The organism is Paenibacillus algorifonticola, assembly GCF_000971975.1.
Taxonomy (GTDB): domain Bacteria; phylum Bacillota; class Bacilli; order Paenibacillales; family Paenibacillaceae; genus Pristimantibacillus; species Pristimantibacillus algorifonticola.
Genome location: NZ_LAQO01000003.1, coordinates 217,335 through 230,451, shown reverse-complemented (window position 1 = coordinate 230,451; position 13,117 = coordinate 217,335). Strand labels below are relative to the sequence as shown.

At 43.8% G+C, this 13,117-nt stretch carries 12 protein-coding genes and 1 pseudogene; 10 read left to right on the top strand and 3 right to left on the bottom strand.

Going from position 1 to position 13,117, the window contains the following annotated elements; translation table 11 throughout:
- Positions 1-28: 28 nt before the first annotated feature.
- The 8 genes and pseudogenes from WH37_RS13005 to WH37_RS37380 all read left to right on the top strand — a co-directional run.
- Positions 29-1,009, top strand: coding sequence for an ABC transporter substrate-binding protein (locus tag WH37_RS13005; RefSeq protein WP_046230999.1), 981 nt, complete (start codon positions 29-31; stop codon positions 1,007-1,009).
- Between the two features lie 76 nt (positions 1,010-1,085).
- Complete coding sequence (locus WH37_RS13000) at positions 1,086-2,072, top strand: patatin-like phospholipase family protein (protein WP_046230998.1); 987 nt, start codon at positions 1,086-1,088, stop codon at positions 2,070-2,072.
- A 192-nt stretch (positions 2,073-2,264) separates the two neighbouring features.
- Positions 2,265-2,735 carry a VOC family protein gene (locus WH37_RS12995; protein ID WP_063838016.1) on the top strand — a complete coding sequence of 157 codons (471 nt, stop codon included), beginning with the start codon at positions 2,265-2,267 and terminating at the stop codon, positions 2,733-2,735.
- 126 nt (positions 2,736-2,861) lie between these two features.
- Entirely contained in the window at positions 2,862-3,536 is a 675-nt protein-coding gene (locus WH37_RS12990; RefSeq protein ID WP_046230997.1) for a response regulator transcription factor, read from the top strand.
- The gene (locus WH37_RS12985; RefSeq protein WP_046230996.1) at positions 3,533-4,900 is read left to right on the top strand and encodes a sensor histidine kinase; all 1,368 of its coding nucleotides are present in this window, start codon (positions 3,533-3,535) and stop codon (positions 4,898-4,900) included. Before WH37_RS12990 ends, WH37_RS12985 begins: the two co-directional genes overlap by 4 nt.
- Positions 4,901-5,481: 581 nt before the next feature.
- Positions 5,482-6,252 carry a DUF4183 domain-containing protein gene (locus WH37_RS12980; RefSeq protein WP_052736956.1) on the top strand — a complete coding sequence of 257 codons (771 nt, stop codon included), beginning with the start codon at positions 5,482-5,484 and terminating at the stop codon, positions 6,250-6,252.
- An 83-nt stretch (positions 6,253-6,335) separates the two neighbouring features.
- Complete coding sequence (locus WH37_RS12975; RefSeq protein WP_046230995.1) at positions 6,336-6,620, top strand: DUF4183 domain-containing protein; 285 nt, start codon at positions 6,336-6,338, stop codon at positions 6,618-6,620.
- 350 nt (positions 6,621-6,970) lie between these two features.
- Positions 6,971-7,248 (top strand): annotated as a pseudogene (locus WH37_RS37380) (aldo/keto reductase); the annotation flags it as partial.
- A gap of 167 nt (positions 7,249-7,415) precedes the next feature.
- On the opposite strand, the gene hslO reads toward WH37_RS37380, so the two are convergent.
- The 3 genes from hslO to WH37_RS12955 form a co-directional block, all read right to left on the bottom strand.
- Complete coding sequence (gene hslO / locus WH37_RS12965) at positions 7,416-8,297, bottom strand: Hsp33 family molecular chaperone HslO (RefSeq protein WP_046230993.1); 882 nt, start codon at positions 8,295-8,297, stop codon at positions 7,416-7,418.
- 31 nt (positions 8,298-8,328) lie between these two features.
- Complete coding sequence (locus WH37_RS12960) at positions 8,329-8,811, bottom strand: Rrf2 family transcriptional regulator (protein WP_046231134.1); 483 nt, start codon at positions 8,809-8,811, stop codon at positions 8,329-8,331.
- A gap of 248 nt (positions 8,812-9,059) precedes the next feature.
- Positions 9,060-9,887, bottom strand: a complete 828-nt coding sequence (locus tag WH37_RS12955) for a MerR family transcriptional regulator (RefSeq protein ID WP_046230992.1) — start codon at positions 9,885-9,887, stop codon at positions 9,060-9,062.
- A 169-nt stretch (positions 9,888-10,056) separates the two neighbouring features.
- On the opposite strand from WH37_RS12955, the gene WH37_RS12950 reads away from it, so the two are divergent.
- Both WH37_RS12950 and WH37_RS12945 read left to right on the top strand, forming a co-directional pair.
- On the top strand, positions 10,057-10,875 hold the full coding sequence (locus WH37_RS12950) for an NAD(P)H-binding protein (RefSeq protein ID WP_046230991.1): 819 nt from the start codon (positions 10,057-10,059) through the stop codon (positions 10,873-10,875).
- Between the two features lie 366 nt (positions 10,876-11,241).
- Entirely contained in the window at positions 11,242-13,107 is a 1,866-nt protein-coding gene (locus WH37_RS12945; protein ID WP_046230990.1) for a non-ribosomal peptide synthetase, read from the top strand.
- The last annotated feature ends 10 nt before the right edge of the window (positions 13,108-13,117 follow it).

Here is a 13,117-nt window from a genome sequence, read left to right as displayed (position 1 = left end):
ATGATACATTTTGAGAGGGGAAACAACGATGAAAAAGGCAGTTATGATGTTAGTGTTAAGTTGTATGATCGTATTGGCGGGCTGTGGCAGCCAGCCAACGAATGGGCTGGAGGCGACTAGCAAGCCTGAAGCGACAGCAAGCAATGAAGCGGTAAACGCAACGAAAACGGTAAAAAACCCGAATGGGGAAGAGGTTGTTATTCCGCTCAAGCCCCGGCGCATTGCTGATCTTTCTGGGGCAACCGAGGAGCTGCTGCTGCTGGGCATTGAACCTATTGCTAGCGCAAATGCAGATTATGGCAATCAAAGCGAGCTGTCGCCGACCATTAAGGATCATATGAGCAAGGATACCATTAATCTGGACTGGTATGCAGAGCCCATTAATATTGAAACAGTAACAGCTGCAGATCCGGATTTAATTATTTTGGGTGCAACGTTTAATACCGAAATGTACGAGCAGCTCAGCCAAATTGCCCCTACCATTATTATTCCGCATGCCTATTATGAATGGAGAGAGCGCTTCAGTTTCCTGGCCGAGCTGTTTAATGAAGAGGAAAAAATGAAGCAATGGATAGCCGATTATGATGCAGCAGCAACGGAATGGAAAGAAAAATTAGCGCCGGTCATCAAGGATGAATCCTTCGGGATGGTTGAAACGTATCCGAACAACATCGTTATTTACTCTACTACGGGATCGGCGGAGCTCATTTATAAAGATCTAGGATTTAAACGTACGGAAGGCATACCTGATCCCGAAGATTGGGGTGGCAAGGAAATCAGCCTGGAGGGCTTGTCCACGATCAATCCGGATAATATGCTTATAATGGAAAATGCTGAAAATAAAATGGCAAACAGCAACGTTTGGAACAATATAACGGCTGTCCAAAAAGGAAACATTTATAAAATTACGAATGTCGATAACTATAACTATTCCTATACGGCCATTGGCCGACTGGAACTGCTTAACCGAGTGGGCCAGCTTATTTTGGACAATCATAAAGATTCGTAATAGCAGGCATAAAACAAAATACGAAGAAGCAAAATACTCCTTTAAACAGATAGATGTAAAGGAGGAGAATGCTGAAATGAAAGCCGATGCTGTTTTTGAAGGCGGTGGCGTGAAGGGCATCGCTTTTGTAGGCGCAATTGAAGCAATGGAGGCTAAGGGTTATACGTGGAACAAGCTAGCGGGAACCTCAGCTGGAGCGATCATCGCAGCTTTATTAGCCTGTAATTACACGAGTTCCGAAATTAAGCAATTGATGCAATCTCTAGATTACCTAAAATTACTCGGGCGCACAGGAATGAACAACTTGCCCATTTTAAACAAGACGCTTCCATTGATGGTGAAGTCCGGTATCTATAGCAACCATATTTTGGAGCAGATTATGACGGAGTGGTTGAAGAAAAAGGGAATTGAAACGTTTGGGGATCTTCCTGATGGAAAGCTGTCCATACTTGCATCAAATATCAGCAATGGAAAGATCGTTGTGTTTCCTAATGATTTGCCCCATTATGGCTTATCAGCTGCTACTTTTCCGATAGCGGCGGCTGTAAGAATGAGTACTACGCTGCCTTTCTTTTTTCAGCCTTATTTGTGGCAAACACCCATTAATAAGAAGCCGTATTATTTGCTTGATGGCGGCATGCTCAGTAATTATCCAATTTGGCTGTTTGATGTGCAGGGAATTCCGCGGTGGCCAACTTTTGGTTTCCGTTTATCGGAGAAACGCACCTATGCGCAATCCCAGAACATAAACGGCCCGGTATCGATGCTCAAAGCTATATTTAAAACGATGCTGCAGGCACATGACCAGCGGCATGTGGACGAGCATTCGGAAGAGCGAACGATTTTCATACCAACCGGAACGATAACGACGACAAAGTTTGATCTAACGGAAAGCGATAAGCAAGCGTTATTAGTGTTTGGTCAAGAAGCGGCGGAGAAATTTTTAGGAAAATGGGATTTTGAACAATATAAACATAAGTTTAGAGAGAAAGAAAATGCGGCTGCTATTTCGCTGCTGCCAGATGACAGCCAGCGACATGGTGAAACAACTGTGTACCACTAAAAAGCAAATGACGACAAGCAGGCTGTTGCTGCTGCAGATCCTTATTCTGTGGCAGCAACAGCCTGTTTTTTTGGAAAGCTAGCAGGGTTGTTTGGCAGGTTATAAAAATAAATAATTAAGCTGGAATTAAGCTACTGTTTTCTCTTACATAAGATTGAGAAACTATAATGAGGGGGTGATAAGGGGGATTCTATGTTTGTCATTCAATCATTGGATCATTTTGTATTGACCGTACAGGACATCGAGAAAACGGCATACTTCTATCAGAGGGCGCTGGGCATGAGGCTGATTGAGTTCGGAGATCACCGAAAAGCGCTTGTTTTCGGTCAGCAAAAAATTAATTTACATAAAGCGGGCCATGAATTCGAGCCAAAAGCGAAATCGCCGTTGCCCGGATCGGCCGATTTTTGTCTAATTACTGACTCGCCGATCGAACAGGTTATCGAGCATCTGGCGACCTGCAACGTTCCAATCGAGGAGGGGCCAATCGTTCGTACGGGTGCCGTTGGGCCAATTTTATCTGTATATGTACGTGATCCTGATGAAAAATCTAAAGGAGATCGCCTTGGATCGGGCAATCTCTTTTCCGCATTTATCGAGAAGAGCGAGTCCTCTTGTCAGTTTCAAATCAAGTTTAAAATAATTGCGGCTTGTGAGCAATGAGCATCGATTTTGTTTCACTATAGTTAAAGGATTATAGGGTGAATAAGAGTAATTCAATTTTACTTATAGTATAATGGTTACTTCAATAGGAGATGGAAAATAGGAAAAGAGGAAAAGAGGGACCGAATGCTTACTATATTGGTTGCTGACGACGATGCGAACATTCGCGAACTCGTCTGTTTATTTCTACGCAACGATGGATTCGCGACAGCCGAAGCTGCGGACGGCAAGGAAGCACTGACCGTCTATGCCTCAACGCATATCGATCTTGTCGTGCTCGATATTATGATGCCGATTATGGATGGTTGGACGTTATGCAAGGAGCTTAGAAGAGCCAATCCTGATCTTCCGTTACTTATGCTGACTGCGCGAGGCGAAACATGGGAGAAAGTGAAGGGTTTCGAGCTTGGGACGGATGATTATTTGACGAAACCATTCGATCCGTTGGAGTTGACGGCTCGTGTTAGGGCATTACTGAAACGATACCGGATTGGCACCACGCAGACGATCCAGTTCGGCAACGTCATCCTTGATCGGCAGTCCTATAAGGTGATGAGAGGATCGGAGTCGCTCACGTTGCCGCTCAAGGAGTTCGAATTGCTGTATAAGCTCGCTGGAACTCCCGGACAAGTCTATACGCGCGAGCAGTTGATTGATCAAATTTGGGGGATCAATTACGCCGGAGATGATCGAACGATAGACGTACATATTAAACGCCTGCGCGAACGGTTCGGGACAACAGCCGAATTTCGTATCGAGACAGTGCGCGGACTTGGCTACCGGCTTGAGGTTTACGAATGATCAGCTCCTTATATACACGTGTCGTACTCATATTTCTAGTCTCCGTAATCGGGGGCACGATCATTTCTTTTTATGTGGCAACTTGGGTATTTAAAGATAAATTGAACGAAAACTTGAAAATCCCCTTACTTTACTTCGGACAGGACATCGCCAGAATTTATGAGTCATTCCCGTTAGAAGAAGCAGAGACGTTCGTTAGTGGAATGAATCAGCTCAAATCTTATCATATTCGAATTTACGATGAAACGGGACAGTTCCAGACCTACGGAACACTTAACGGACATAATCCTGTGACTGTAACGATGGAACAAGTAAAAAAAGTACTCAGCGGAGAAGTTATTCAAGCTAATCCGACGGGTGTTTCTACTATTCTATTAGGATTGTCGTTGACAACTGACAAGGGAACAAAGGCGATGTTTATAGAACCGATCGCTCCTCCTTCCACCCCTTTTGTAATAAAATGGATTTTAAACTTTTCAACCTATTCGTTAATAGCAGGAAGCCTGTTGGTTCTGGTTGCTGCCATGTTCCTCGTCAGACCGATCAAGAAGCTGACACAAGCGACCAGACGTATCGCAGCTGGAGATTTCAACGTCAAGCTGAATATTAAGCAAAAAGGTGAGTTAGGCACTTTGGCTCGCAGCTTTGAAGACATGATGCACGATCTACAGCAACTTGAACAGATGCGTAGGGAGTTCGTAACGAACGTGTCGCACGAGGTTCAGTCGCCGCTCACCTCGATATCGGGTTACGCTATAGCGCTCAAGCAAGTAGACATCGCAGATAACGAGCGAAGCCGGTATCTCGATATTATCATCGCAGAAGCAGATCGGATGTCCAAGATGAGCGATAGCCTGCTCAAGCTGAGCTTGCTTGAATCGCAATCACAGCAACTGCGGCTCGACACGTTCAGCCTTGATGAACAGATCAGACGAGTCATCGTCGCGATCCAGCCGCAATGGTCAGCTCGCAGCATCCGTTTCGAGCTCAATTTGAAAGCCAATCGACTAATGGCTGATCATGATCTATTAAACCAAGTATGGACGAACATACTCGGCAATAGCATCAAATTTTCTATGGACGGCGGCGTTATTAACGTCAGCATCAAACAAGATATCAAAAATGTGATAGTCCGCATATCAGACACGGGCATTGGTATTTCCCTCGAGGATCAGAAGCGTATATTCGACCGTTTTTTTAAGGCCGATCGTTCCCATAGTCGTAAGTATGCCGGTAGCGGTATGGGACTTGCCATCGTTAAACAAATCGTATCGCTTCATCAAGGCGATATCCGAGTGGAAAGTGAGCCCGGCCGAGGAACGACCGTCATTGTCACCTTGCCAATCACAACGCCAACAGATTAGTTAAATTCACAAGATATCATTCGGACTGTCTAAACCGTATTTTCCATGCTGCCGCGCCACATGCAAGAAAGCTTGCATGTGGCGCGGCAGCATTTTTTTGCTTGCACATACTCAGGTCATATTGTCGTCATAGGGATTACATCTTCGACGTATAAGCTTTCCTTAACGGCTCGTTAAGGAAACCGAAATAAACCGATTAGGACAGGAGAAGATGCGAGTGGAACAAAGAGAGGTAATGAAAATGAGGATGGCTATGAGAATGAAAAAACGCTCATCATTATACTTAAATCAAGAGGAGAAGTACATAAGTCCTTTAAAAAGAGCCTAAAGCGAAAAGCTGGTTTTCCAGGACCGGGTTGCGAGAATCCAGACGATGAAACGTTTTTATGGCAAGCCTATTTTCGTAAAGATAGGTTTCCGTCTACTATTTATTGGACAAAAGTCCATTCTTCTAATTGTTTGATGACATAATATAGGCAAGAGTAATTAAATACGGTTCGACATAGATTTTAAGTAAATTCCTTACGAATACAAAAAAATGGGCACTGTACAAAGTGAAAGGAAAACGGAGGTGTTATTATATGTATTGCTTAAAGACCGCTAAAATAAAACGAAATAAATCTCTCCGAAAAACAAGAAAAAAAGTAGCAATCACAAATAAAAAGATGAATACTTTTCCTTCGAAAAGAAAAAATACAATAAAAAAATGCAAGCTAATACGAAGAAAGTCACGTATCCGAAAAAAAGTTCCTGTTCTAGTACCCTCAGGATTGCAAGGGCCATCTGGGTCTGAAGGTGAACAAGGGCTTATTGGATTGCAAGGGCCGCCGGGGCCTCATGGTGAACAAGGGCTTATTGGACTGCAAGGGCCGCCGGGACCTCATGGTGAACTAGGGCTTATTGGACTACAAGGGCCGCCGGGGCCTCAAGGTGAACAAGGGCTTATTGGACTGCAAGGGCCGCCGGGACCTCAGGGTGAACAAGGGCTTATTGGACTGCAAGGGCCGCCAGGGCCTCAAGGTGCACAAGGGCCGCCCGGCCCACTCCCCGAAGTCACCATCATACCTTCGGTAAATAGATACTTTTATACTCCGAGCTCAGACTTGGTTTTATCTGTCCCTGTAGCTATTCCAGCCAATCTGTTCACAGATGATGCTAATAACCTCATTGCTCTTTTTCCAACTCTCGGCATAAATAGTTATAGTAATCTTTTTATTAACGGGATATTGCAAGAAGGCGGCATGTATAGTGTAAGTACAGGTGCATTGAATTTTAACCCCCAGGGCGGCATTATTTATGGAGGCACACCGATAATTCTAGAGATCATGCAGTTCTTTGCTCTAGTCTCGTAAAATTGAGCTATTTTATCAATTGATTCGCCCTAGCAGTTCTCTATTATAAGCATAAGATAATAATGAAGAAAGGGGGGGATATCATGGCTATTGTTAAACCATTTATGGCTGCTAGAAGATTTACCGCCACCATTGCAGACGGTACAGGTACAGGCGCTACCTTTAATATTCTTGCTACAGCTACTACAAATGACGCCGGTGCCGCTGCCACTGCATTTCCGTCATTACCTGCGTATTACAATCTTTATATTAATGGGCAGCTCCAAACAGGTGATACTTCAACTGCTACTACTACTGCAATCACCATTCCTGATGGTGATGCACTCGATGCAGCGACTCCAATTCTCATTGAATTTGTTGTAAACTAATTGAATGACGAAAATGACGACAAATATTATAGTTTCTTAATAGCTATGGTTTGTCGTCATTTTTTCATTAAACATTTTTGTATTTTAATGTTATGATAACCATTCATAGAAGGAGTAGGCTTGTGTCTAATCATGTATGGGCTTACGCCAACAAAATGCAAATACCATACGCTAAGGAAAAATGAGTATGATCGCTGATTTTCGTTCGCCAAGGAATGCAGCACAATATTATCAAAAAATGACTAGACTCAAGAGAAAATGCCTTACATAATTTTAAAAAAGAACTTCGTGCGAAAATTAGAATTTGCGGAGACGATATGAAATATATAGCTGGCAATATGATGGAGACGCCCGTAGAGGAATTGTTACTTACTTTGGAGGAGTTGGGTATAGGCTTTGTTCCTTTCAGCCCATTGGGAAAAGGGGATACCTAACAGGATCTTTTGAAGCAAATCAAGTGTTGATTGATTTACTTCAAGAGTTATCAGAAAAAAAGGCGACTCTTGCTCAAGCTGCACTTGCATGGCTGCTTGCTCAAAAACCATGGATTGTTCCAATCCCGGGTACGCGGAAATTAAATCGTCTAGAAGAAAACTTGGGAGCAGCTAATGTTGAACTGACACCTGAGATTGGAGACATTGAACTAAGGACCACTGGACCAGTGGTCCTTTTCAGTCGAACGCTATTAAAACTTAAGGAGAATACGTCTTCGACAGGCATTAGGAAAGACTTATGTGACGGCTAGGTGTTTCGTACTCTACGTGTGAAAAATAACATAGGATAGACTTGCTGTAATCATGAAGTAGCCGTTTCCAGCATGCCTTCAAGATCCTTTTTGGTAAGATGGTAATGCTCGTTGCACAAATGGCAATGTGCTTCAGCATGTCCATCGGTATGGATCATATCTGCTATTTCCTCACTGCCTAAGCTGATAATGGCATTCGAAACTCGTTCCTCTGAGCAGGGGCAATAGAATTGCACAGGCATGGTTTCCAATATTTTAATATTGTCTTCTCCCAAAATCTGTCCAAGTATCTGCTCTGGCGTCAGTCCTTGCGTGACCATAGAAGAAATACTCGGAATGGCCTCAAGGCGTCTCTCAATAAAATGGATCACCTCTTCCGGCGTACCCGGCATTAGCTGAATAATAAATCCGCCAGCTGCCTGAATGGAGTTATCAGGATTGACAATCACTCCAGCTCCAACGGAAGAAGGGATTTGTTCGGATTGAACAAGATAGGAGGTGAAGTCCTCACCCAGCTCACCCGATATAAGAGGGACTTGTCCAACAAAAGGCTGCTTTAATCCGATATCCTTGGATACAATCAGTGATCCATCTGTTCCAACTGCTCTGGCAACATCTAACTTCCCGATACGATTAAGATCAAAATGAGTTTGTGGATTTTTTACATACCCTCTAACTTCTCCTTTGGCATTGGTATCAACAAGAATAGTGCCAATGGGGCCGCCGCCATTAATCCTGATCGTCAATTTGTCCTCATCTTTAAGCATGGCTCCGAGCATGACGCCGACCGTCATCGATCGTCCCAATGCAGCCGATGCTGTTGGCCATGTATGATGACGTCGTTGTGCTTCACTTACCGTCTCCGTTGTTCTGACGGCGTAAGCCCGTACCTGGTTATTGTAGGCAAGAGCTTTTACTAAATAATCATTCATGTTTATGATCCTTTCTGCTATTTCAAATGTTTTACAAAACCATGTGTTCCTGAATCCAGTTCTCCAAAGAAGTAATTTTGGAAGCATAACCTTCTTTATAAAAGTTAGCGTATACTGATGCGATGGTTTCCCTTTGCAGAACTGCCTTCCAGGACGCTTCCGCCTCTTCCATCAAATTTGTTAGCAGGCAGCACCCATCTTCTTCCTTTAATTCAAGCATATCGTTGTAAATACCGCTGGGGGAATAAAGAGTCTGTTGTCCTTCGATCGCAAGATAAATATCAAATACCCGAATATCCTCAGGTTTTTTCTTTAATTTAAACCCGCCTTTGACCCCGGGTACAGAAGTAATTAAATCGGAGTTGACTAATTTTCGTAACAGTTTATGAAAATAAGTTGGCGAAGCACCTAATTGCTTGCTGATCGCTTCTCCTGGCAAAACAGCTTTGTCTGGCAGCATTCTGAGTAGCAGAAGGGCGTAGACAGATTGTTCGATGCCTGTTTTCATATGCATTCGTATCACCTCTATACATTCAAAATCTATAATCAGGATAACGTGGATAATGATTATCCATTTAAGTGCATAATAAAGGATCTTCTCGTAAAAGTAAATTATTTTCTTGATGGTCTGTAAAGCCATGATCGGTCACAAAAGCGGAATTTATGAAGCTGATTAGGGGAGGCTCATAAACTCATGATATTCGTGGCTATTTTGGTATAAACGATGATCGAATCCAACTCCATGAGCAGGACCTGAAGCTATTACAAAAATGAACTTTCAAATCGAACAGATATTTTAATTATATATTCCTCATAACCCTTAACTGAAAGATCATCTAACAAGACATCTTCATAGAAAAATCCATGTAGATTTAAACCTTCATCATTAGCAAATTTCAACATTCGATTATAGGTTTCACTTATAGTGGAGTATCCGTTTGTATGATAAGCAATCAAGTACCTTCCTTTGTCTCGTTTAAAATTAGAAAAATTGGATTCTTTACTCACGCGAGTATAAAGATAATCATAATGGAACGCTTCATTAGCTAATACTCTTTTAGTGTCTCTCATCCAGCCTATGGTATGAGAAGCATCTATGCTGTAAATGTTCAAGTATTTTTCGTGTTTAATCATGGAATCGTAAATACTCTCATCATTTGTGTAAGGATCGGCTTCTGTTAAGACCAAAAATTCCTCATGCTTCTCCTCATAACCCATTTGAGTTGGTATTATTTCAATTGATGCTTTTGTAATTCGTTTTTTCTCTGATATAATCTTTTTCATTTTATTTAGTTTTTTAATTTTTGCATCTAGAAGTGCCTCTTCTTTTTCAAGCAGCACAATAAGTTTCTGGGGGGATCTTTTATTTAGATATTCCTTTATTTCTTTTAATGGCATATCTAATTCTTTTAGGATTGAAATCACTTTAAACACATCCATTTGATTCATTGAATAGTATCTATATCCATTTTCAGCTTTAATTTCAGGAGAAAGAATCCCGAGTCGCTCATAGTGGAATAACGTATCTTTGCTGATCCCCATTAGTTTTGCAAATTGCCCTGAAGACAGATGTGCTTGAAACTTCTCCATAAAAATCCCTCCTTGACTATGGTCTTACACCATACTTTATTATAACTGAGTCAACCTTAATTGAAAGTTGTTCTAATCGAATTAAGGTGATTCATATCGGATGCGATCCAGAAAGTTAGCCTGTCCGTTATGCAGACATTTATTTTTTATCTTAAGGAGGATAGCACTAATGAGAGTTTTAGTCACAGGAGCAACAGGAAGTGTAGGGAGGCATATTGTTGAACAACTACTGGCAAAAGGAATAGAAGTTAGAGCATTGTCAAGGAAGGAAGGGAACTTGCCCACAGGAGCGCAAGCAGTACTAGGAGACCTTGACATTCCCGTGACTATTGAGTCATACCTTCAAGATGTAGACAGCTTATTCCTGATCACTCAAAGTGACCAATCTGACTCCAAGTTTTTAAAAAACCAAAGCATAATTCAAATGGCAAAAAAAGCAAACGTCAAAAAAATTGTAGCTTTGATAGATTTTTTTAACAATCCAATTGAAGAGGTTATTCAAAATAGTGAAATGGAATGGACCATTCTAAGACCGATTGAGTTTATGAAGAATTCACTTTACGGATGGGCTGAATCTATTCAAAAAGAAGGTAAGGTTCGTCATGCTTTCCCTGACAGTTTGAGTGCCCGAATTCATGAAAATGACATTGCTAGTGTTGCTGTTAGAGCCCTTATAGAACAGGGACATCATAATAAAGTTTATAATTTGACGGGGCCGGAAGCCTTATCTATTAGAAGTATGGTTAAACAAATTTCTGAAGTCATCGGTAAACCTATAGATCTTATTGAACTGACTGAAGAACAAGCAAGACAAGAGTGGAAGGAACAAGGTTATGACGATGAATTCATTAATTACTTCATTATAGAAATGGGTAAAAACCCACCGATGGAGACTTATACCGTTCTGCCGACAGTAGAAGAAGTGACTGGAAAACCAGCCAGAACGTTTGCCCAATGGGTCAATGAGAACAAACAAAATTTTATCTAATACCAATTAGATAAAAAAAGTGTACATTAATTAATTTTAGGGAGATCCGAGAGATTAAAATTGGTTCTTGGATTTCCCTTATTTAAACTGAACTAGTGAGGTACTTAATCAAACAAGGCACTGCGCAAGTCCGTACATACATCATAGCACCAACCAATCTAAAAGCCTTCACATCCGTGGGGGCTTCTTGTTGTCTGGCTGCAATTTGCTAATGTCGAAGAGATTGCCGGAAAGAGTCATTCTAGCGTTAAAGTAGTGTCAAAGTAGTCATTCCAGCATTAGCGCTTTTTGCCATATTAAAGTAGGATAATTTATAGACAGATATTAGCAACATCGTGTTGGTCACTACATATGAGGAGTGATTAAATGCAAGCAAGAGGCTTGATTCACCAGTTGTTCGAGCAGCAAGCAGAACGCACGCCCAATCGTGAAGCCGTTAGATTCGAGGAGGAGTCGGTGACGTACGCCGAGTTGAACCGCCGCGCGAATCGGCTAGCGTATCGCTTGCGTGCGATCTGTGTCCGACCTGACGTACTGGTAGGAATCTGTATGGAGCGTTCGATTGAACTGGTTGTCGCCCTATACGGCGTCCTTAAGGCCGGGGGCGCATACGTGCCGCTGGATCCGGATTATCCGAAGGATCGGCTAGCCTACATGATCAAGGACAGCAAGGTAAAACGAATCATTACGCTGCGTCAATTCGCAGAACAGTTCGATGGGGTCGACGGTGATGTACTGATCTTAGACGAGTCAGAGCCATTGGACGGATACGGAGAAGAGGAGGGAAATCCGAATATTGCCTTGCATGAGAGCCACCTGGCTTACATGTTCTACACCTCTGGATCGACGGGGAGGCCGAAGGGCGCGATGAATACGCACGCTGCCATTCGCAATCGGGTGCTCTGGCTGCAGCACACTTTCGAAATGGGGGAAAATGATAAACTTCTTCAGAAATCTCCTTACAGCTTCGACGTATCGGTATGGGAATTTTTCTGGCCGCACATATGCGGAGCATGTCTCGTCATGGCCAAGCCCAAAGGCCATCTTGAAAACGCATACATGTGGGAGGTCATCAAGCGCGAATGTATCACGTTCGTGCAGTTCGTCCCGACGATGCTCCAGACGTTCTTGAGAGCGGAGCAGGCTGAGGACCTCCCCTTTCTGAAGCATGTTTTCTTATGCGGGGAGCCGTTGTCTGCCGCGCTGAACGAACGGTTCTGCCGCACGATGTCTGCGCAGCTTCACAACCTATATGGTCCGACCGAGGCAGCAGTGTTCATTACCTATTGGACCAGCGATCGCAGCCTAGATCGTTCGGTCATTCCAATTGGCAAGGCTGTCCCTGAAAATGCCATGTACGTCTTAAACGACCGCTATGAACCGGTCGCACCCGGTGAGATCGGTGAGCTCTTCATCAGCGGCATCGGGCTCGCGCGCGGATATTACGGCAGGCCGGACCTCACGGCCGAGCGATTCGTGCCCGATCCGTACAGCAAGGAACCGGGAGCACGCATGTACCATACCGGAGATCTTGGACGCTGGCTCACGGACGGGAATCTGGAATGTCTGGGCCGCAACGACGATCAGGTAAAGGTACGGGGCTTCCGTATCGAGCTGGGCGAAATTAGCACGGTGCTTGAACAGCATCCAGGCGTCCATCAAGCCGTAACGGTTGTCAACGAGGATCAGCCCGGAGACCAGCGTATTACCGCCTATTTCATTCCCAGCTCAGTATTCTCTCCTTCGATCAGCGAGCTGAGGAGCCATCTGCAGCAGCATTTGCCGGACTATATGGTCCCTTCTTATTTCGTCGAGATGGAGGCTTTCCCGCTGACGCCTAGCGGCAAGACGGACCGGAAACTCCTGCCGAGTCCGACGCTGTCCCGCCTGATGATTGGGCAGGCGTACGTTCCGCCGGAGACCTATATTCAGAAGGAGCTTGCCCTGATCTGGTCAGGCTTCTTCAGTTTCGATCAGATCGGGCTTGACGACGATTTCATCGACTTGGGCGGTCATTCGCTCGTCGCTACTCAAATTGTTGTCCGGTGCGAGCATGCATTCGGCGTGAAGGTATCGCTGAAGGATATGCTCACGCAAGGAACGACGATTCGCGCCCTCGCGTCGATTATCGAAGCCAAGCTGCTTGCGGAGACCGACGATGCCGAAATTGAAGCATTGCTGAGCGAGATGGAGCATCTGTCGGAAGAGGAAATTGAGGCGCTGCTGAAGTAACAGTCAGCAG